Genomic DNA, 20327 nt, shown 5'->3' on the forward strand with positions numbered 1-20327 from the left:
GGAGTGAGCCTGCTCGCGATAGCGGTGTGTCAGACAACTCATCATTTCTGACACACCGCTATCGCGAGCAGGCTCACTCCTACATTGGTTATGTGTTCAGCTCACGATTTCAAGGGCAGACTGCTGGCTTGAGCCAAACGTCAGATATTCAACCAGTTCCGCCAATGGCAACGGCCGGCTGATCAGATAACCCTGCACCTGATCGCAACCAAACCCGCGCAGCAGCTCCAGTTGTTCCGGCGTCTCGACCCCTTCCGCCACCACTTCCAGATGCAGGTTGTGCGCGAGATTGATCATCGCGTGCACCAGTTTGCGGTTCTCCTCGCGCTGCTCCATGCCGCCGACAAAGCTCTTGTCGATTTTCAGCAAGGTGATTGGCAAGCTGTTGAGGTGCACGAACGAGGAAAACCCGGTGCCGAAGTCATCCAGCGAGAAACGCACGCCGAGACGGCCGAGGGCGTCCATGGTCTGCTTGACCAGATCGCTGCGGCGCATCACCGCGGTTTCGGTCAGTTCAAACTCCAGCCATTGCGCTTCAACACCGCGCTCAGCAATCAAGCGACTAAGCGTCGGCAACAACTGACTGTCCTGAAACTGCCGGAACGACAGGTTGATCGCCATGTGCAGTGCCGGCAAACCGCGTTCACGCAAGGCCTGCATATCGCGCAAGGCCCGGGAAATCACCCAGTAACCCAGCGGCACAATCAAGCCACTCTGCTCGGCCAGCGGCACGAACTCGCTCGGCGGCAGCAGGCCGCGTTCGCCGTGACGCCAGCGTACCAGCGCTTCGAGACCGACGATCTGACCGTCCGCAAGATTCAGGCGGGGCTGGTAATGCAGCTCCAGCTCATCGCGACGCAAGGCCCGGCGCAGCTCGCTTTCGAGGTCAGCCATGCTCCGCGCATTGCGGTTGATGCGTTCGTTGAAGATATGAAAAGTGCAGCCCTGCGTACTTTTCGCCTGCTGCATGGCGATGTGCGCGTGCCACATCAGCGGGTCGGCGCCGCCCTGCGCACGGGCATGGGCGATGCCGAGGCTGGAGCCGATCAGCAGGCTTTCGCCGTCGACCCAGTAAGGTTCGGCGAGCGCTTCGGTGATGCGTTCAGCCATCCATTCGGCGCGCTGCGGCGCCCGGCGAGTGTCGATCAGCAGGGCAAATTCATCGCTGCCCAGCCGAGCCAGTTGATCACCGGCCTCCAGCTGGCTTTTCAGCCGTGCGACCACTTGCAGGATCAACCGATCGCCGGCCTGATGACCAAGCGCGTCGTTGGCGTGACGGAAGTTGTCGAGATCGAGATGCCCGAGGGCCAGGCCGCGTCCGTCGTTTTCCGCGAGACGGGCGGCGAGCAAGGTCTGGAAACCCTGACGGTTGGCGATACCGGTCAGCGGGTCCTGCTCGGCCAGGCGTTGCAGGGTATTTTCAAGAACGCCGCGTTCGCGCACATGGCGCAGGCAACGGCGTAGCATGCCGGCGTCGAGAGCGTCGAACACCAGCCAGTCACTGACGCCAACCGGCGCGGTGTCCGGTTCATGTTCCAGCAGCAAGACCGTCGGCAGGCTGCAACGGCCCGGTGCCGGTTGCAATGCCGGAAGGGTCAACAACACCGCATTGCGGTTGTCTTCGAACAAACTGCTGACCGAATCCCAGCTCGGCGCGCTGATCAATACCGCCGCGCTCCCCATCGGAGCCAGACACTCGCGCAATAACGCTGTCCACGCTGGCTCTTCGGCCAGTAGCAGCAAACGCAAGGGTTCGACAGGCGTAGACAAGCTAGCTCCCTAGACTCTGCAATGATGTGGGCGGGGCATTATGCCGTTGCGCCGTTCAATGACCAAATGACAACGGTTATCAAAACGTTATTTTGTGTCACGAATGAGAACATTAGCCGCAAAATCACCGCGCATCCTCCGCGAAAGTAACAAAACCGGCAAATTTGAATCGCGTGGTACGTCACAAGTCGGACAGAGCAGCACAAATCGCTGAGCCTGTTAAAATGCCGGCCCATTTCGTCAACGACTCCCGAATTTTCGTATGTCCCGACTCAATCCCCGGCAGCAAGAAGCCGTGAACTACGTCGGCGGCCCTCTATTGGTGCTCGCCGGTGCTGGCTCCGGCAAGACCAGCGTGATCACGCGCAAGATCGCGCACCTGATCCAGAACTGCGGCATCCGCGCCCAGTACATCGTCGCCATGACCTTTACCAACAAGGCCGCGCGCGAGATGAAAGAGCGGGTCGGCACCCTGTTGCGGGCCGGCGAAGGGCGTGGCCTGACCGTCTGCACGTTCCACAACCTCGGTCTGAACATCATCCGCAAGGAACACGTGCGGCTGGGCTACAAACCCGGTTTCTCGATCTTCGACGAGACCGACGTCAAGTCCCTGATGACCGACATCATGCAGAAGGAATACGCGGGCGAAGACGGCGTCGACGAGATCAAGAACATGATCGGCGCCTGGAAAAACGACCTGATCCTGCCGCCTCAGGCGCTGGAGAACGCGCGCAATCCCAAGGAACAGACTGCCGCCATCGTCTACACCCACTATCAGCGCACGCTCAAGGCGTTCAACGCGGTGGACTTCGACGACCTGATCCTGCTGCCGGTAAAACTCTTCGAAGAACACGCCGACATCCTCGAAAAGTGGCAGAACAAGGTGCGTTACCTGCTGGTCGACGAATACCAGGACACCAACGCCAGCCAATATTTGCTGGTGAAAATGCTTATCGGCAAACGCAACCAGTTCACCGTGGTCGGCGACGACGACCAGTCGATCTACGCCTGGCGCGGCGCGCGCCCAGAAAACCTGATGCTGCTCAAGGAAGACTATCCATCGCTGAAAGTGGTGATGCTCGAGCAGAACTACCGCTCGACGAGTCGCATCCTGCGTTGCGCCAACGTGCTGATCTCGAACAACCCGCACGAATTCGAAAAGCAGCTGTGGAGTGAGATGGGCCACGGCGACGAGATCCGCGTGATCCGCTGCCGCAACGAGGACGCCGAAGCCGAGCGCGTGGCCATGGAAATCCTCAGCCTGCACTTGCGCACCGACCGCCCGTACAGCGATTTCGCGATCCTTTATCGCGGCAACTATCAGGCCAAGCTGATCGAGCTGAAATTGCAGCACCATCAGGTGCCGTATCGCCTGAGCGGTGGCAACAGCTTCTTCGGCCGCCAGGAAGTGAAAGACCTGATGGCCTACTTCCGCCTGATCGTCAACCCGGATGACGACAACGCCTTCCTGCGGGTGATCAACGTGCCACGCCGGGAAATCGGCTCGACCACCCTGGAAAAACTCGGCAACTACGCCACTGAACGCAAGATCTCGATGTACGCCGCCACCGACGAAATCGGTCTGGGCGAGCATCTGGACAGCCGCTTCACCGATCGCCTGTCGCGCTTCAAGCGTTTCATGGACAAAGTGCGCGAGCAGTGCGCCGGCGAAGACCCGATCTCGGCGCTGCGCAGCATGGTCATGGACATCGACTATGAGAACTGGCTGCGCACCAACAGCTCCAGCGACAAGGCGGCCGATTACCGGATGAGCAACGTCTGGTTCCTGATCGAGGCGTTGAAAAACACCCTCGAAAAGGACGAAGAAGGCGAAATGACCGTCGAGGATGCCATCGGCAAACTGGTCCTGCGCGACATGCTCGAACGTCAGCAGGAAGAGGAAGACGGTGCCGAAGGCGTGCAGATGATGACGCTGCATGCGTCCAAGGGTCTGGAATTCCCATACGTGTTCATCATGGGCATGGAAGAGGAAATCCTCCCGCACCGCTCCAGCATCGAAGCCGACACCATCGAAGAAGAACGCCGACTGGCTTATGTGGGCATCACCCGCGCGCGCCAGACCCTGGCCTTCACCTTTGCCGCCAAGCGCAAGCAGTACGGCGAGATCATCGACTGCGCGCCGAGCCGCTTCCTCGATGAGCTGCCACCAGACGATCTGGCCTGGGAAGGCAACGACGACACACCGACCGAAGTCAAAGTCGTGCGTGGCAATAGCGCATTGGCTGATATACGCGCGATGTTAAAGCGCTAGAATTGACCACTTTTTTTACTAGACCTTCGGCGCACAAAGCGCCAAAAGAGGACAGCTTCATGGAAGCATTGCAGCAGAAAATCCGCGAACAAGGCATTGTGCTTTCCGACCAGGTCCTGAAGGTCGACGCCTTCCTGAACCACCAGATCGACCCGGCCCTGATGAAGCTGATCGGCGACGAATTCGCCACGCTGTTCAAGGACTCGGGCATCACCAAGATCGTCACCATCGAAGCCTCAGGGATAGCCCCGGCGATCATGACCGGTCTGAACCTCGGCGTGCCGGTGATCTTCGCCCGCAAGCAACAGTCCCTGACCCTGACTGAAAACCTGCTGTCGGCGACCGTTTACTCGTTCACCAAAAAGACCGAAAGCACCGTGGCCATCTCGCCGCGTCACCTGACCAGCAGCGACCGCGTGCTGATCATCGACGACTTCCTGGCCAACGGTAAGGCGTCGCAAGCGCTGATCTCGATCATCAAACAGGCCGGCGCGACCGTTGCCGGTCTGGGCATCGTCATCGAGAAGTCGTTCCAGGGCGGCCGCGCCGAACTGGACTCGCAGGGCTACCGCGTCGAATCGCTGGCCCGCGTGAAATCGCTGACGGGTGGCGTGGTCACCTTCATCGAATAAACCAGCCGCACCGCGATCCCCCTGTAGGAGTGAGCCTGCTCGCGATAGCGTAGTGTCAGCTGATATTTTCGTCGGCTGATACACCGCCATCGCGAGCAGGCTCACTCCTACAGTTGTTTTGGGTCAGGCAGTTACTGCGCGGTGGCCTTGAGGCCGGTGAGCAGTAAACGCTGGAAGAGGTCTTCTTTCAGGCCTTCCGGGTTTGTGAGTTGCATGCGTTCGAGGTGTTCGGGGTAGAGCGATGCTTCGGGGGCGTCGAGGGCGGCTTTGCCGAGTTCGAGGATTTCGGTGAGTTTGAATTTGCTCTTCAGCCAGTTCAGCGCACGCAACAGATCCCGTTCGATCGCGGTGAAATCACAGCCCAGCGGGTACTCCGGAAACAGGTTTTTGTGCCGTGCGGCGATCGCTTGCAAGCGCTGCGGCGTGTTGTCGGCAAAGCGCGGATCGAGGCGGAAATCCTTCGGCAGTTTGCCGACTTTTTGCGCTTGCTCGATCAGGCCTTGCTGGAAGCGCGAGTCACTGATGTTCAGCAGCGATTCGATCACTACGGCATCGGTTTTACCGCGCAGATCAGCGATGCCGTATTCGGTCACGACGATATCGCGCAAATGCCTTGGGATCGTGCAGTGGCCGTATTCCCAGACGATGTTGGAACTGACGTCGCCACCGGACTCACGCCAACTGCGCAGAATCAGAATCGAACGGGCATCGTGCAACGCGTGACCCTGCGCGACGAAGTTGTACTGCCCGCCGACGCCACTGAGCACGCGCCCGTCTTCGAGTTGATCCGCCACGCCGGAGCCGAGCAAGGTCATGGTGAACACGGTGTTGATGAACCGCGCGTCGAGGCGCTGCAAGCGCTTGAGCTCTTCCTGCCCATACAACTCGTTGATGTAGCTGATGCGGGTCATGTTGAATTCGAGGCGTTTGCTTTGCGGCAACTCACGCAGTCGCTCGTAAAAACTGCGCGGGCCGAGGAAGAAACCGCCGTGCACCGAGATGCCGTCAGTCTGCGCCGCCTCGTCGAGGGTGCCGGCGTTGGCCTGTTCCTGCGTCGGCACATCCGGGTAGACCTTGCGCCGGATGATCCCGGCATCCGCCAGCACCAGCAGGCCGTTGACGAACATTTCGCTGCAGCCGTACAGGCCTTTGGCGAACGGTCCGGTGCCGCCCTCGCGCTCGATCAACCGCGCCCATTGGCTGAGATTGATGTCATGGAGCAAGGCCTGATAACCGGCGTTATCCGCCTGACGTGCGAGCAGTGCGGCGGTCAGCGCATCGCCCATCGAGCCGATGCCTATCTGCAATGTGCCGCCGTCGCGCACCAGCGTACTCGCGTGCAAGCCAATGAAATGATCCTGAAACCCGACGGGCATGTTCGGCGTGGAAAACAGCATGCTGTTGTCCTTGGCGTCGATCAGCAGGTCGAAGGTATCGATGTCGACTTCGGCATCGCCGGGCATATACGGCAGATCGGTGTGGACCTGGCCGACCAGCAAAATGGTTTCCCCGGCGTCGCGGCGCTTGGCGATCATCGGCAACAGGTCGAGGGTGATGTCCGGGTTGCAGCTCAGGCTCAGGCGATCCGGGTGTTCGCTGCTGCTGGCCAATAACTGCGCCACAAGATTGAGCCCGGCAGCGTTGATGTCGCGGGCGGCGTGGCTGTAGTTGCTGCTGACGTAATCCTGCTGGGCCGGGGCGCTGTTGAGCAGGCTGCCGGGTTGCATGAAGAACTGTTCGATGCGGATGTTGGCGGGCAGGCTGTCGCGGTGCAGGTCGGTGAGGAAATCGAATTCCGGGTAATCACCGAAGACGCGCTCGACAAAGGGTTCGATGAAGCGTTTCTGCAAGCCATCACCCAATGCCGGGCGGCCGAGGCACAGGGCGGTGTAGATCGTCAGTTGCCGCTCGGGCAGGTCTTTGATCCGTCGGTACAGCGCATTGACGAAGTGATTGGGTTTGCCCAGACCCAGCGGCATGCCCATGTGGATATGCGCCGGCAAGCGCGCCAGCACGTCATCCACTGCCTGTTCGATCGAACACAACTGCACCATCTGAAGCCTCCTGCCCGTTCCGTGAATAGGGGTAGACCGAGATTGCCTTGAGTTTGCTGCAATGAACAGCTTCAGAGTGAGTGTGCGCTGTTCTTGAAATGTTTTTCCGACTCGAAATTGTTGCCCTCACCCTAGCCCTCTCCCAGAGGTAGAGGGGACTGAGTGGGGGATATTGGGGAGGTACGCCGACGTGAAAGTGATGTGCTGAATCCATAATCGCTAAGGTCTTTCAGGTCGATGTATAGCGAAAGACACCTCGGTCGGCCCCCTCTCCCTCTGGGAGAGGGCTGGGGTGAGGGTGAGGGGCTCTTGAATCGCAGGCACAAAAAAACCGTCCGAGGACGGTTTTTTTCGTCAGAAGCGCAGCTTATTTCAGGCCGGACATCTTCTCGATCGCGCCCTTCAGGTCAGCATCGGTGCAATCGGCACAGGTGCCTTTTGGCGGCATGGCGTTGATGCCGGTGATGGCCTTGGCCAGGATACCGTCGAGGCCGCCCTGATGATCGGCGCGTTCCTTCCAGGCGGCGGTGTCGCCGATTTTCGGCGCGCCTAAAAGGCCGGAGCCATGGCAAGCGTTGCAATGTTTGGCAATGATTGAATCTGGAGTCTTGGCATCACCGCCGCCGGCAGTAGCAGCCACCTCCATCCCTTTGCATTCCTGCCCTTGAACACACACCTGGCCGACCGGCTCGAGGCGTTTGGCAATGTCGTCATTCGTCGCAGCTTGAGCGCTGACAGCCCAGAGGGCCAGTACGGTTGCTGGTGCAGCCAGCATTTTCATAATTAGGTTCACGCGTTCACCCTCAATGGTGGCTATTCACGCCTGCGGCCACGGTTCGCAGGCGGGCGGAAGTATAGCGGGTAGCCCGTCACACTGAAACAACCCCATAGTCAAAGGGGTTATACCGCACGGTAGAAAAACTCTCCGGATGCCTTTGCCATCATGGCTTGGCACCTCTTTGTTAAAAATTCGCCGGCGTGGCTGCGCTGATTAGTCGCGCAGGCAAGTCGAACGGATTACGGAAACGATGCGGCTTGGTACTTTCAAAGTAGTAGCTGTCGCCGGCTTCGAGAATAAAAGTTTCCAGACCCACCACCAGTTCCAGACGACCCTCCACCAAAATCCCGGTTTCCTCGCCTTCATGGGTGAGCATTTCTTCACCGGTATCGGCGCCCGGCGGGTAGATTTCGTTGAGGAAGGCGATGGCGCGGCTGGGGTGTGCGCGGCCGACCAGTTTCATGGTCACGGCGCCGTCGGAGATGTCGATCAGCTCGTTGGCCTTGTAGACGATCTGGGTCGGGACTTCCTGCAGGATTTCTTCGGAAAAGAACTCAACCATGGACATGGGGATGCCGCCCAGTACCTTCCTCAGCGAACTGATCGAAGGACTGACGCTGTTCTTTTCGATCATCGAAATGGTGCTGTTGGTGACGCCCGCGCGTTTGGCGAGTTCACGCTGGGAAAGCCCTTTGAGCTTGCGGATCGATTGCAGTCGTTCACCGACGTCCAAGGCGCGAGCCTCCTGATGTTGTAAGAATATTGAGCGTTATCATGGCGACAGCGTTCAGTATTTACAACACTTGGCCCCCGCAGCGGCGTCAACCCTCGGAATAGAGCCTTGGCACTCGACGCAGGTTGCAGAAGATCTGGTACGGAATGGTGTCGGCCCACTGCGCCACTTCGCTGGCGAGGATGTTTTTGCCCCACAGTTCGACGGTCGCACCGAGGTCGGCTTCCGGCACATCCGTCAGATCGATGCAGAGCATGTCCATCGACACCCGACCGAGAATGCGGCTGCGTTTGCCAGCCACCAAAACCGGCGTACCGGTCGGCGCCTGACGCGGGTAGCCGTCGGCGTAACCCATGGCGACCACGCCGATGCGCATCGGCTTATCGGTGATAAATTTGGCGCCGTAACCGATCGGTTCGCCGGCCGGCAGTTCACGCACGCAGATGACTTTCGATTCCAGGGTCATCACCGGTTGCAGGCGATCAGCCACGGCGTTGGCTTCTTCGAACGGGGTCGCGCCGTAAAGCATGATGCCCGGACGCACCCAGTCGCTGTGAATCTGCGGCCAGCCAAGCACGGCCGGCGAGTTGCGCAGACTGACTTCCGCCGCCAGGCCCTGACGCGCCGCTTCAAACACCGCGACTTGCTCGCTGCTGCTCTGCGCGTGCAGCTCATCGGCGCGGGCAAAGTGGCTCATCAACACGATCTTCGCCACTTTGCCGCTGGCCAGCAGGCGCTGATAAGCCGCCGGATAATCCTTTGGATGTAGACCGACGCGGTGCATGCCCGAATCGAGCTTCAGCCACACGGTGATCGGTTTGCTCAGTGCCGCCTGCTCGATCGCTTCGAGCTGCCACAACGAATGCACCACGGTCCAGAAATCGTGCTCGACGATCAACGCCAGCTCATCGGCCTCAAAGATCCCTTCCAGCAACAACACTGGCGCACGAATACCCGCGGCGCGCAGCTCCAGCGCCTCCTCGATACAGGCGACGGCAAAGCCATCGGCCTCGGCTTCCAGCGCCTGGGCGCAACGCACTGCGCCATGGCCGTAGGCGTCCGCCTTGATCACGGCAAGCGCCTTGGCGCCGGTGACTTCGCGGGCAATTCGGTAGTTGTGGCGCAGGGCTTCTAGGTCGATCAGGGCACGGGCAGGACGCATGGCGGCAGACTTCTAGGCGGTCATGGGAAGAAAAACCGGCGCCGACTGACGACGTGAACCGCCAACAGCGCCGGGAGAGGGATCTTTACAACGGTTACGGCAGCGCGGCGACGATGGAGATTTCTACCAGAATGCTCGGCTTGGCCATTTTCGCTTCGACGGTGGCGCGGGCCGGAGCAGCACCTTTTGGCAGCCACTGGTCCCACACCGAGTTCATCCCGGCGAAGTTCGCCTCGATGTCGTTCAGGTAGATCGTCGCCGAGAGCAGATGCTGTTTGTCGGTGCCGGCCAGATCAAGCAAACGCTCGATATTGGCCAGTACGTCGCGGGTCTGCTGTTCAACCCCGGCGTCAAAGTCGTCACCGACCTGCCCGGCCAGATACACGGTGCCGTTGTGGCTGACGATCTGACTCATGCGCTCATTGGTGAGCTGGCGCTGGATTGACATGTTTTGCGGACTCCTGGGTTTTGTTGCCGTAACGGGAAATATCGAGGCCTTCGGCGCTGATCTGTGGCTTTTTCTTCGCCATCAGGTCGGCCAGCAAACGGCCGGAACCGCACGCCATAGTCCAACCAAGCGTGCCGTGACCGGTGTTGAGGAACAGGTTCTTGAACGGCGTGGCACCGACGATCGGCGTGCCGTCCGGCGTGGTCGGACGCAGACCGGTCCAGAAACTCGCCTCGGCCAGATTGCCGCCCTGAGGATAAAGGTCGTTGACGATCATCTCCAGGGTTTCACGCCGGCGCGGGTTGAGCGACAGGTCAAAACCGGCAATCTCGGCCATGCCGCCGACGCGGATGCGGTTGTCGAAACGGGTGATCGCGACCTTGTAGGTCTCGTCGAGAATAGTCGACGTCGGGGCCATCGCCGGGTTGGTGATCGGCACGGTCAGCGAGTAACCCTTGAGCGGATAAACCGGGGCCTTGATGCCCAGCGGCTTGAGCAGTTGCGGCGAGTAGCTGCCGAGGGCCAGCACGTAGCGGTCGGCGGTTTCCAGCTTGCCGTCGATCCACACACCGTTGATGCGATCACCGGCGTAGTCGAGTTTCTGGATGTCCTGGCCGAAGCGGAATTCGACACCGAGTTTCACTGCCATTTCGGCGAGACGGGTGGTGAACATCTGGCAGTCGCCAGTCTGGTCGTTCGGCAGGCGCAGGGCACCGGCGAGAATGTCGGTGACGCCCGCCAGGGCTGGTTCGACGCGGGCAATGCCGGCGCGGTCGAGGACTTCAAACGGCACGCCGGATTCTTTCAGCACAGCGATGTCTTTGGCGGCGCCATCAAGCTGCGCCTGGGTGCGGAACAGCTGAGTCGTGCCGAGGCTGCGGCCTTCGTAGGCAATGCCGGTTTCGGCGCGCAATTCGTCGAGGCAATCGCGGCTGTACTCGGACAGACGCACCATGCGCTCTTTGTTCACCGCGTAACGGTTGGCGGTGCAGTTGCGCAGCATCTGCGCCATCCACAGGTACTGGTCGATGTCGGCGGTGGCCTTGATCGCGAGAGGGGCGTGGCGCTGCAACAGCCACTTGATCGCTTTGAGCGGCACGCCCGGCGCGGCCCACGGCGAGGCATAGCCCGGCGAGACCTGGCCGGCGTTGGCGAAGCTGGTCTCCATGGCCGCAGCCGGCTGCCGGTCGACCACCACCACTTCAAACCCGGCACGGGCCAGATAGTAAGCACTGGCGGTACCGATGACGCCGCTACCCAAGACCATTACACGCATTTTGTATCCCTCATCGCGGCAGGGCCGCGCACGTCTGTTGTTAGAGCAATGATGCGCGCAGTGTAAAAAAGAAATGCCAGTGCTTTTCACTATATAAGCGCCTATATTTGGCGACAATTCTCGGCAAAAACCCTTTTCACGGAGGCGCATCCCCTATGCGTACCAACACTCAGACCAAACGTGAGCTGGACAAGATCGACCGCAACATCTTGCGGATCCTGCAGGCGGACGGGCGGATTTCCTTTACCGAACTCGGCGAAAAGGTCGGCCTCTCCACCACGCCGTGCACCGAGCGGGTACGGCGTCTGGAGCGCGAAGGGATCATCATGGGCTACAACGCCCGGCTGAATCCGCAGCATTTGAAGGGTAGCTTGCTGGTGTTCGTCGAGATCAGCCTCGACTACAAATCCGGCGACACTTTCGAGGAGTTCCGCCGCGCAGTGCTGAAACTGCCGCATGTGCTGGAGTGCCACCTGGTGTCAGGGGATTTCGACTACCTGGTAAAGGCACGGATTTCCGAGATGGCCTCGTACCGCAAGCTGCTGGGCGACATTCTGCTGAAGCTGCCGCATGTGCGCGAGTCGAAGAGTTATATCGTGATGGAAGAAGTGAAGGAGAGCTTGAGCTTACCTATTCCGGATTGAAGATCGGTGGCGCTCCATTCGCGAGCAGGCTCGCTCCCACAGGGGAATGCACTCCAAATGTGGGAGCGAGCCTGCTCGCGAAAGCGTCGACTCGGTTCCGAGTGAGCGCGTTAAACCAACACCTGCCGATTCGCCGCCATGTACTCGAATATCTGCTTCTCCACGCGCGGATGAATCAGCTCCACCGGCCGCCGCTCATTCGGGCAAGGCAAGGTTTTGGTCGTGCCGAACAACCGGCAAATCAACGGCCGCTCCTCATACACCGTGCAGCCATTCGGCCCCAGATGCACACAGTTCAGCTCCTCCATCGCCGCATCCTGCTCGGCGCGGGTCTTGCGCGGCAGTCGCGCCATTTCTTCCGGTGAGGTGGTCACCGGGCCGCAGCAGTCATGGCAGCCGGGCACGCACTCGAACGAGGGTATCTGCTGACGCAAGGTGCGGATTTTCTGGCTGTTGCAGCTCATTGCAGCGGTGACCGAGGTGAAATAGACGGCAATTGTGCCGCAAAAGCCGCGATCCAGACACCGCAGGCCGACCAATGTTGCCCACGTTCGGGCGTGCGGCTTATGCTCCGTCAAATTTTCTCGACACCTTAGCCGTTGGATGACGCCCATGACTGCCCGCGCCTTCACCTCCGCGAGCCAACCCCACGTTGCCTCTTACTACGCCGCCAGCAGCCTGCCGCAGCCCGATCACCCGGTATTGCAAGGTGAAGTGCTCGCCGATGTCTGCGTGGTCGGCGGCGGGTTTTCCGGGTTGAACACGGCGCTGGAACTGGCTGAACGCGGCCTCAGCGTAGTGTTGCTGGAAGCACACAAGATCGGCTGGGGTGCCAGTGGTCGCAACGGCGGGCAATTGATTCGCGGGGTCGGTCACGGCCTCGATCAGTTCGCCAATGTCATCGGCAGCGACGGCGTGCGCGAGATGAAACTGATGGGCCTGGAAGCGGTGGAAATCGTTCGCCAGCGGGTCGAGCACTTTCAGATTGCCTGCGACCTGACCTGGGGCTACTGCGACCTCGCCAACAAACCCGCCGACCTTGAGGGTTTTGCCGAAGACGCCGAAGAGTTGCGCAGCCTCGGTTATCGCTACGAAACCCGTTTGCTGCAAGCCAACGAGATGCACACCGTAGTCGGTTCCAAGCGCTATGTCGGCGGTTTGATCGACATGGGCTCAGGGCATTTGCATCCGCTCAATCTCGCATTGGGCGAAGCAGCGGCGGCGCAGCAACTGGGCGTCAAACTGTTTGAACACTCGGCAGTGACGCGTATCGATTACGGCCCCGAAGTCAAAGTCCATACAGCCCAAGGTTCGGTGCGCGCCAAGACCCTCGTGGTTGGCTGCAACGCCTATCTCAATGATCTGAATCCACAACTCAGCGGCAAAGTCCTGCCGGCCGGCAGCTACATCATCGCCACCGAGCCGTTGAGCAAAGAGCAGGCGCACAACCTGTTGCCGCAGAACATGGCAGTCTGCGACCAGCGTGTCGCGCTGGATTACTACCGGCTCTCGGCGGATCGTCGTTTGCTGTTCGGCGGTGCCTGCCATTATTCGGGGCGCGATCCAAAGGATATCGGCGCCTACATGCAGCCGAAGATGCTCGAAGTGTTCCCGCAACTCGCTGGCGTGAAGATCGACTATCAGTGGGGCGGCATGATCGGCATCGGCGCCAACCGCTTGCCGCAGATTGGTCGGCTCGCGGATCAGCCGAATGTGTATTACGCCCAGGCGTACTCCGGGCACGGGGTGAATGCCACGCACCTGGCGGGCAAGTTATTGGCCGAAGCGATCAGCGGGCAGCACAGCGGGGGCTTTGATCTGTTTGCCAAGGTGCCGCACATCACCTTCCCGGGCGGCAAGCATTTGCGTTCGCCGTTGTTGGCGTTGGGGATGTTGTGGCATCGCCTCAAAGAGTTGGTCTGATGGTTTTGCAGTGAATTGAAGGCCCAATCGCGAGCAGGCTCACTCCTACAGTTGAAATGCGTTCCCCTGTAGGAGTGAGCCTGCTCGCGATGAGGCCCAAAACGACCATACAGATCTCAGATCCGCCAGAACGGCTTCAACCCCTCCTCCAGCGCCTGCTCACGGGTCAGTCCGATGTCCTTGAGCTGATCCGCCGTCAGCGCCAGCAACGCCTTGCGCGTGTGCAGACGATGCCAGAACAGATTCCAGCGGCTAAGACCAGATGGCGCGTTGCGCATGAGATTGCGCGCGTTGTCCTTCTGCCCTGCCGCCAGTTCCTGACTGTGTAACGTCAGCCGCACATCGCTCAAGCCGTTCATTTTGGTTGCTCCTGTTTACTTGGGTAGCCAGAGATTCCATGATGCGCGGGCGAGCAAAACCATTACAGATTCAAAGCAACCGTATTAACTCCATACAGATTCGTCGTTTTACAGACTGAATTGTCGATTTTTGCCACGTCTGTACTGGTTTATCGAATCACCTGCACCGAGGCAGCGCCATGACCCTTTATGTAAACCTCGCCGAATTGCTCGGCACACGCATCGAAAACGGCTTCTATCGACCCGGCGATCGGTTGCCGTCGGTACGTGCGTTGAGCGTCGAACACGGGGTCAGTCTGAGCACGGTGCAGCAGGCCTATCGCATGCTCGAAGACAGCGGGCTGGCCACGCCGAAACCCAAGTCCGGCTACTTTGTGCCGGTGGGCCGTGAACTGCCGGAGTTGCCCGCCGTCGGCCGTCCGGCGCAACGTCCCGTGGAGATTTCGCAATGGGATCAGGTGCTGGAATTGATTCGCGCGGTGCCGCGCAAGGACGTCGTGCAACTGGGTCGCGGCATGCCCGACATCAGCTCGCCAACCATGAAACCGTTGCTGCGCGGTCTGGCGCGGATCAGCCGCCGCCAGGACATGCCCGGTCTGTATTACGACAACATCCACGGCACCCTCGAATTGCGCGAGCAGATCGCTCGATTGATGCTCGACTCCGGCTGCCAGTTGAGCGCCAGCGACCTTGTCATCACCACCGGTTGTCATGAGGCGCTGTCGACCAGCATCCACGCGATCTGCGAGCCGGGCGACATCGTCGCGGTCGATTCGCCGAGCTTCCACGGCGCCATGCAAACGCTCAAAGGCCTGGGCATGAAAGCCCTGGAAATCCCCACCGACCCACTCACCGGGATCAGTCTCGAAGCGCTGGAACTGGCGCTCGAACAATGGCCAATCAAAGTCATCCAGCTCACCCCCAACTGCAACAACCCGCTCGGCTACATCATGCCGGAGTCGCGCAAACGCGCCCTGCTTACCCTCGCCCAGCGCTTCGACGTGGCGATCATCGAGGACGATGTGTATGGCGAGCTGGCCTACACCTACCCGCGTCCGCGCACGATCAAATCCTTCGACGAAGACGGCCGCGTGCTGCTTTGCAGTTCGTTTTCCAAGACCTTGGCGCCGGGCCTGCGGATTGGCTGGGTCGCGCCGGGCCGCTACCTTGAGCGCGTGCTGCACATGAAATACATCAGCACCGGATCGACCGCACCGCAGCCGCAGATCGCCATCGCCGAATTCCTCAAGGCCGGTCATTTCGAACCGCACTTGCGGCGCATGCGCACGCAATACCAACGCAGTCGCGACCTGATGATCGACTGGGTTACCCGCTATTTCCCGGCAGGCACCCGCGCCAGTCGGCCGCAAGGCAGTTTCATGTTGTGGGTCGAATTGCCGGAAGGTTTCGACACCTTGAAACTCAATCGTGAGTTGCACGACCAAGGCGTACAGATTGCCGTCGGCAGCATTTTTTCCGCCTCGGGCAAGTACCGCAATTGCCTGCGGATGAACTACGCTGCCAAACCGACCGCGCAGATCGAAGAGGCGGTGCGCAAGGTCGGCGAGACAGCGGTCAGATTGCTGGCCGAAGCCGACTGACCTTTTTCCAGAGAACCGCGTCCATATGCCGACCCTAGCCGCCATTCGGAATGACCCTACGTGAGCTTCAGACAGCCCCTGTTCGCTTTGCTGTTACTCGCCTCGTTCCTGAGTGGCTGTGTCAGCCTTGATGTTCCGCGCGAGCCAAGCCAGGGGTTGCCGGCGTCCGGCTCCAGCTTCGGCCGTTCGATTCAGGCCCAAGCGGCGCCCTATCAGGGGCGCTCGGGTTTCCGTCTGCTGTCCAACAGCAGCGAGGCGTTCACCGCCCGCGCCGAACTGATCCGCAACGCCCAGTCCAGCCTCGATCTGCAGTACTACATCGTCCATGACGGCATCAGCACGCGGATGCTGGTGGAGGAGCTGTTAAAGGCTGCCGACCGTGGCGTGCGCGTGCGCATCCTCCTCGATGACACCACCAGCGATGGCCTCGACCAGATCATCGCCACACTCGCGGCGCATCCGCAGATTCAGATTCGCCTGTTCAATCCACTGCACCTGGGCCGCAGCACTGGCGTCACCCGCGCGGCGGGGCGCTTGTTCAATCTGTCGCTGCAGCACCGGCGCATGCACAACAAGCTGTGGCTGGCGGACAACAGCGCGGCCATCGTTGGCGGGCGCAATCTGGGTGACGAGTATTTCGACGCCGAGCCGAACCTGAATTTCACCGACATCGACATGCTCAGCGTCGGGCCGGTGGCCGAGCAGCTCGGGCACAGTTTCGACCAGTACTGGAACAGCGCGCTGAGCAAACCGATCGACGAGTTCCTTACCAGCCAACCGACCGCCAAGGATCTGCAGAACACCCGCACACGCCTGGAAGAATCGCTGGAAGACACCCGTAAGCAGAATCATGCGCTGTATCAGCAGTTGATGACGTTCAAGACCGAACCGCGCATGGACATCTGGCGCAAAGAGCTGATCTGGGCATGGAATCAGGCGTTGTGGGATGCGCCGAGCAAGGTCTTGGCCAAGGGCGAACCGGATCCGCAATTGCTGCTGACCACGCAACTGGCACCCGAGCTCAGAGGCGTGAGCAAAGAGCTGATCATGATTTCGGCGTACTTCGTGCCGGGCCAGCCGGGGCTGGTTTACCTGACCGGTCGCGCCGATGCCGGCGTCTCGGTGAGCCTGCTGACCAACGCGCTGGAGGCCACCGATGTGCCAGCGGTGCATGGCGGCTACGCGCCGTATCGCAAGGCGTTGCTGGAGCATGGCGTGAAGTTGTATGAACTGCGCCGTCAGCCTGGGGATAACTACGGCAGTGGTCCGCATGTGTTTTACAGCAAGTCGTTTCGCGGCTCGGATTCAAGTCTGCACAGCAAAGCGATGATCTTTGATCGGCAGAAATCGTTTATCGGCTCGTTCAACTTTGATCCGCGTTCGGTGCTGTGGAACACCGAAGTCGGGGTGTTGGTCGACAGCCCGGAACTGGCCGGGCATGTGCGCGAACTGGCCTTGCAGGGTATGGCGCCGGCGCTGAGTTATCAGGCAAAACTGGAGAATGGCCAGATCGTCTGGGTCACCGAAGACAACGGCCAGATGCATACGCTGACCAAAGAACCGGGGAGTTGGTGGCGACGGTTCAATGCGTGGTTCAGCACCACCGTCGGCCTGGAACGCATGCTTTAAAAAGCAAAAGATCGCAGCCTGCGATCTTTTGACCTTAAGCAGGCTCGGTCACTGGGCCGAACGCCCCTTGGCGCAAGAGCAGAATCACCAATCCCAACGCGCCGATCGCCATCAACAACGGCAACGCATGGCCGCTGATCCACTGGCTGCCCGCCCCGGCCGCGAGCGGCCCGACCAGACAACCCACGCCCCACAACTGCGCAATGTGCGCGTTCGCCCGCACCAGCGCATCGTCGCGATAACGCTCGCCAATCAGAATCAGCGACAAGGTAAACAACCCACCGGCACTGGCGCCGAACAGCACCCACAACGGCCAGATCAGCAGCGTATCGAGCAACAACGGAATCGCCAGACTCGACAGCATCAACACCACCGCGCACCCGGCAAACAACGTACGGCGCGACAAGTAATCTGCCAACGCGCCAATCGGCAATTGCAGCAGTGCATCGCCGACCACCACCGTGCTGACCATCGCCAGAGCGATCTCGGCCGTGAAACCCTGTTGCAGGCAATACACCGGCAACAGCGTCAGGATCATCGCTTCGAATGCCGCAAATAATGAGACCGCCCAGGCAATCGCCGGCAGTTTGCGGGCGAAGCTCCACAACTCTCTGAACGTTACGCTGCTGGCCTCACTGCTTGGCGCACCGCTGCGACCCAGCAACAGCAGCGGCGAAACCAGCAGCAAGCCAACACCGACCCAGAAGCCGTAATCATGCTCGGTGCCCAACGCCCCCAATAACAACGGGCCCGACAGTTGGCTCAGCGCGTAGCTGCTGCCATACAGCGCCACCAGGCGACCGCGCCAGTGCTCGACCACCAGTTGATTGATCCAGCTTTCACCGAGGATGAACACGATGGTCAGGATCACGCCGATCATCAGCCGCAGCACCAACCAGATCGGATAGCTCGGCAGCAGCGCCAGCAAACCGATCGACAACGCCCCGGCCCACAGGCACAGGCGCATCAGATTGGCCGTGCCGAAGTGCGCGGCCAGATGACTGGAAATCTTCGCGCCCAACAACACGCCAATCGCTGGCATCGCTGCCATTACACCGATGGCGAAGGAACCGTAACCCCAGCCTTCCAGGCGCAACGACACCAACGGCATACTGACCCCCAGGGCCAGACCGACACTCAAGACAGACGCCAACACGGCGAAATACGTCGCCCACCGCATGTTCCACGCTCCTGTGGATAATTATTTTTAGAGGCCACATCAAACAAATATGGGAGCGAGCCTGCTCGCGAAAACGGTTTCACATTCAGCACAGGGGCTGACTGGGACACCGCCTTCGCGAGCAGGCTCGCTCCCACAGGGGATCTGCTTCGTCTGGAGGATTGCTCTGTGAACAGATCCTCCCTAATGGCTTACAGCTTGATCCACGTCGCTTTCAGCTCGGTGTACTTGTCGAACGCGTGCAGCGACTTGTCGCGACCATTGCCCGACTGTTTGAAGCCGCCGAACGGTGCGGTCATGTCGCCACCATCGTACTGATTGACCCACACGCTGCCGGCACGCAGGGCCTTGGCGGTCAGGTGTGCCTTGGAGATGTCCTGGGTCCAGACCGCAGCGGCCAAGCCATACGGCGTGTCGTTGGCGATCTGGATCGCTTCTTCAGCGGTATCGAAAGCGATGACCGACAGCACTGGGCCGAAGATCTCTTCCTGAGCGATTTTCATCGCGTTGCTCACGCCGTCGAAAATCGTTGGCTCAACGTAGGTGCCACCGGTTTCCTGCAGAATGCGTTTGCCGCCAGCCACCAGTTTGGCGCCATCGGTATGGCCGGATTCGATGTACGACAGCACAGTGTTCATCTGCTGCGTGTCGACCAGTGCACCAACGTTGGTCGCCGGGTCCAGCGGATTGCCCGGCTTCCAGGCTTTCAGCGCCTCGATCACCATCGGCAGGAATGTGTCCTTGATCGAACGCTCGACCAGCAGACGCGAACCGGCGGTGCAGACTTCGCCCTGATTGAAGGCGATGGCGCTGGCGGCGGATTCGGCAGCGGCTTGCAGGTCCGGCGCATCGGCAAAGACGATGTTCGGGCTCTTGCCACCGGCTTCCAGCCAGACGCGCTTCATGTTCGATTCGCCGGAGTAGATCATCAGTTGCTTGGCGATTTTGGTCGAACCGGTAAACACCAGCGTATCGACATCGTTGTGCAGCGCCAGCGCCTTGCCGACGGTATGACCGTAACCCGGCAGCACGTTGAGCACGCCTTTCGGAATACCGGCTTCAACGGCCAGCGCAGCGATGCGGATGGCGGTCAGCGGGGATTTTTCCGACGGTTTGAGGATCACCGAGTTACCGGTCGACAATGCCGGGCCGAGCTTCCAGCAGGCCATCATCAATGGGAAGTTCCACGGCACGATGGCGCCGACCACACCGACTGGTTCGCGGGTCACCAGACCCAGTTGGTCGTGCGGCGTAGCGGCGACTTCGTCGTAGATCTTGTCGATCGCTTCACCGCTCCAGCTCAGCGCTTGCGCCGCGCCCGGGACGTCGATGTACAGCGAATCGCTGATCGGCTTGCCCATGTCGAGGGTTTCGAGCAGGGCCAGTTCTTCGGCGTGCTGCTTGAGCAGGCCGGCAAAACGGATCATGGTGGCTTTGCGTTTGGTCGGCGCCAGGCGCGACCAGACGCCGGAATTGAAGGTGGCGCGAGCGTTTTCCACGGCGCGCTGGGCGTCGGCGGCGTCACAGCTGGCGATCTTGCCAAGCAGACGGCCATCGACCGGGCTGATGCACTCGAAGGTTTCGCCGGAGACGGCGTCGGTGTATTCGCCATTGAGGTAGGCGCGGCCTTCGATTTTCAGGTCGCGGGCGCGTTGTTCCCAGTCGGCACGAGTCAGGGTGGTCATTTCGAGTGTCCTCCGCTTGTTGAATACGAGCGCCGCGCGATCTTCGCCAGCGTCCTCAGGAATTCTGCCCGGCCAGCCGGTTTTTCGGCCAGAGGCACCCGCCACCCTAAACCAGCGGCCGGGGTTGTTTCAATATATTTGACATAAGGTGGTCATACGGCCTTGCGGTGTTGATTTTAAT

General features: G+C 60.3%; 17 protein-coding genes. 6 read left to right on the forward strand and 11 right to left on the reverse strand.

All coding sequences use genetic code 11. The features are described from left to right. Positions 1-96: 96 nt before the first annotated feature. The gene (locus AC5SEM_RS25010; RefSeq protein ID WP_077575028.1) at positions 97-1770 is read right to left on the reverse strand and encodes a putative bifunctional diguanylate cyclase/phosphodiesterase; all 1674 of its coding nucleotides are present in this window, start codon (positions 1768-1770) and stop codon (positions 97-99) included. 262 nt (positions 1771-2032) lie between these two features. Between AC5SEM_RS25010 and rep the strand changes: the two genes are divergently transcribed. After that, positions 2033-4042 (forward strand): DNA helicase Rep, encoded by a 2010-nt coding sequence (gene rep, locus AC5SEM_RS25015; RefSeq protein WP_116028506.1) that lies wholly within the window; start codon positions 2033-2035, stop codon positions 4040-4042. Positions 4043-4101: 59 nt separating this feature from the next. Further along, positions 4102-4674: a xanthine phosphoribosyltransferase gene (locus AC5SEM_RS25020; RefSeq protein ID WP_064116416.1), complete on the forward strand. Its 573-nt coding sequence runs from the start codon at positions 4102-4104 to the stop codon at positions 4672-4674. Positions 4675-4805: 131 nt separating this feature from the next. On the opposite strand, the gene AC5SEM_RS25025 is transcribed toward AC5SEM_RS25020, so the two are convergent. The 6 genes from AC5SEM_RS25025 to dadA form a co-directional block, all read right to left on the reverse strand. Further along, positions 4806-6728: an acetyl-CoA hydrolase/transferase C-terminal domain-containing protein gene (locus AC5SEM_RS25025; protein ID WP_495471493.1), complete on the reverse strand. Its 1923-nt coding sequence runs from the start codon at positions 6726-6728 to the stop codon at positions 4806-4808. Positions 6729-7095: 367 nt separating this feature from the next. Further along, positions 7096-7509, reverse strand: coding sequence for a c-type cytochrome (locus AC5SEM_RS25030; RefSeq protein ID WP_064389547.1), 414 nt, complete (start codon positions 7507-7509; stop codon positions 7096-7098). A 181-nt stretch (positions 7510-7690) separates the two neighbouring features. Beyond that, complete coding sequence (locus AC5SEM_RS25035) at positions 7691-8239, reverse strand: cupin domain-containing protein (protein ID WP_008086779.1); 549 nt, start codon at positions 8237-8239, stop codon at positions 7691-7693. A gap of 88 nt (positions 8240-8327) precedes the next feature. Continuing rightward, the gene (gene alr / locus AC5SEM_RS25040; RefSeq protein ID WP_495471494.1) at positions 8328-9401 is read right to left on the reverse strand and encodes an alanine racemase; all 1074 of its coding nucleotides are present in this window, start codon (positions 9399-9401) and stop codon (positions 8328-8330) included. A gap of 94 nt (positions 9402-9495) precedes the next feature. Continuing rightward, positions 9496-9849, reverse strand: coding sequence for a RidA family protein (locus tag AC5SEM_RS25045; protein WP_123593530.1), 354 nt, complete (start codon positions 9847-9849; stop codon positions 9496-9498). Continuing rightward, complete coding sequence (dadA, locus tag AC5SEM_RS25050) at positions 9821-11125, reverse strand: D-amino acid dehydrogenase (protein ID WP_016985828.1); 1305 nt, start codon at positions 11123-11125, stop codon at positions 9821-9823. The genes AC5SEM_RS25045 and dadA overlap by 29 nt, the downstream gene beginning before the upstream one ends. Positions 11126-11280: 155 nt before the next feature. Here dadA and AC5SEM_RS25055 point away from each other — a divergent pair, with 155 nt between their 5' ends. Next, positions 11281-11769, forward strand: coding sequence for an Lrp/AsnC ligand binding domain-containing protein (locus AC5SEM_RS25055; protein ID WP_003177284.1), 489 nt, complete (start codon positions 11281-11283; stop codon positions 11767-11769). A 110-nt stretch (positions 11770-11879) separates the two neighbouring features. Here the strand turns inward: AC5SEM_RS25055 and AC5SEM_RS25060 are convergent, their stop codons facing one another. Further along, positions 11880-12233 (reverse strand): YkgJ family cysteine cluster protein, encoded by a 354-nt coding sequence (locus tag AC5SEM_RS25060; RefSeq protein ID WP_064389779.1) that lies wholly within the window; start codon positions 12231-12233, stop codon positions 11880-11882. A gap of 148 nt (positions 12234-12381) precedes the next feature. Here AC5SEM_RS25060 and AC5SEM_RS25065 point away from each other — a divergent pair, with 148 nt between their 5' ends. Further along, positions 12382-13692 carry an NAD(P)/FAD-dependent oxidoreductase gene (locus AC5SEM_RS25065; protein WP_495471495.1) on the forward strand — a complete coding sequence of 437 codons (1311 nt, stop codon included), beginning with the start codon at positions 12382-12384 and terminating at the stop codon, positions 13690-13692. A 116-nt stretch (positions 13693-13808) separates the two neighbouring features. Here the strand turns inward: AC5SEM_RS25065 and AC5SEM_RS25070 are convergent, their stop codons facing one another. Continuing rightward, positions 13809-14051 (reverse strand): DUF1127 domain-containing protein, encoded by a 243-nt coding sequence (locus tag AC5SEM_RS25070; protein WP_127930225.1) that lies wholly within the window; start codon positions 14049-14051, stop codon positions 13809-13811. Between the two features lie 179 nt (positions 14052-14230). Here AC5SEM_RS25070 and AC5SEM_RS25075 point away from each other — a divergent pair, with 179 nt between their 5' ends. After that, the gene (locus tag AC5SEM_RS25075; RefSeq protein ID WP_038359623.1) at positions 14231-15652 is read left to right on the forward strand and encodes an aminotransferase-like domain-containing protein; all 1422 of its coding nucleotides are present in this window, start codon (positions 14231-14233) and stop codon (positions 15650-15652) included. Positions 15653-15712: 60 nt separating this feature from the next. After that, complete coding sequence (locus AC5SEM_RS25080; RefSeq protein ID WP_495471496.1) at positions 15713-17281, forward strand: phospholipase D family protein; 1569 nt, start codon at positions 15713-15715, stop codon at positions 17279-17281. Between the two features lie 34 nt (positions 17282-17315). On the opposite strand, the gene AC5SEM_RS25085 is transcribed toward AC5SEM_RS25080, so the two are convergent. Both AC5SEM_RS25085 and AC5SEM_RS25090 read right to left on the reverse strand, forming a co-directional pair. Further along, positions 17316-18461 (reverse strand): MFS transporter, encoded by a 1146-nt coding sequence (locus tag AC5SEM_RS25085; protein ID WP_495471497.1) that lies wholly within the window; start codon positions 18459-18461, stop codon positions 17316-17318. A 191-nt stretch (positions 18462-18652) separates the two neighbouring features. Then, positions 18653-20146 carry an aldehyde dehydrogenase gene (locus AC5SEM_RS25090; protein ID WP_099757512.1) on the reverse strand — a complete coding sequence of 498 codons (1494 nt, stop codon included), beginning with the start codon at positions 20144-20146 and terminating at the stop codon, positions 18653-18655. Positions 20147-20327 lie beyond the last annotated feature (181 nt).

This window comes from Pseudomonas sp. CH61 (assembly GCF_059429415.1).

Excerpts from the sequence above, each read along its gene's own strand:
- rep (WP_116028506.1), top strand. The coding sequence starts at position 2,033 with ATGTCCCGACTCAATCCCCGGCAGCAAGAAGCCGTGAACTACGTCGGC.
- AC5SEM_RS25020 (WP_064116416.1), top strand. The coding sequence starts at position 4,102 with ATGGAAGCATTGCAGCAGAAAATCCGCGAACAAGGCATTGTGCTTTCC.
- AC5SEM_RS25025 (WP_495471493.1), bottom strand. The coding sequence starts at position 6,728 with ATGGTGCAGTTGTGTTCGATCGAACAGGCAGTGGATGACGTGCTGGCG.
- AC5SEM_RS25030 (WP_064389547.1), bottom strand. The coding sequence starts at position 7,509 with ATGAAAATGCTGGCTGCACCAGCAACCGTACTGGCCCTCTGGGCTGTC.
- alr (WP_495471494.1), bottom strand. The coding sequence starts at position 9,401 with ATGCGTCCTGCCCGTGCCCTGATCGACCTAGAAGCCCTGCGCCACAAC.
- AC5SEM_RS25045 (WP_123593530.1), bottom strand. The coding sequence starts at position 9,849 with ATGTCAATCCAGCGCCAGCTCACCAATGAGCGCATGAGTCAGATCGTC.
- dadA (WP_016985828.1), bottom strand. The coding sequence starts at position 11,125 with ATGCGTGTAATGGTCTTGGGTAGCGGCGTCATCGGTACCGCCAGTGCT.
- AC5SEM_RS25055 (WP_003177284.1), top strand. The coding sequence starts at position 11,281 with ATGCGTACCAACACTCAGACCAAACGTGAGCTGGACAAGATCGACCGC.
- AC5SEM_RS25060 (WP_064389779.1), bottom strand. The coding sequence starts at position 12,233 with ATGAGCTGCAACAGCCAGAAAATCCGCACCTTGCGTCAGCAGATACCC.
- AC5SEM_RS25065 (WP_495471495.1), top strand. The coding sequence starts at position 12,382 with ATGACTGCCCGCGCCTTCACCTCCGCGAGCCAACCCCACGTTGCCTCT.
- AC5SEM_RS25070 (WP_127930225.1), bottom strand. The coding sequence starts at position 14,051 with ATGAACGGCTTGAGCGATGTGCGGCTGACGTTACACAGTCAGGAACTG.
- AC5SEM_RS25075 (WP_038359623.1), top strand. The coding sequence starts at position 14,231 with ATGACCCTTTATGTAAACCTCGCCGAATTGCTCGGCACACGCATCGAA.
- AC5SEM_RS25085 (WP_495471497.1), bottom strand. The coding sequence starts at position 18,461 with ATGCGGTGGGCGACGTATTTCGCCGTGTTGGCGTCTGTCTTGAGTGTC.
- AC5SEM_RS25090 (WP_099757512.1), bottom strand. The coding sequence starts at position 20,146 with ATGACCACCCTGACTCGTGCCGACTGGGAACAACGCGCCCGCGACCTG.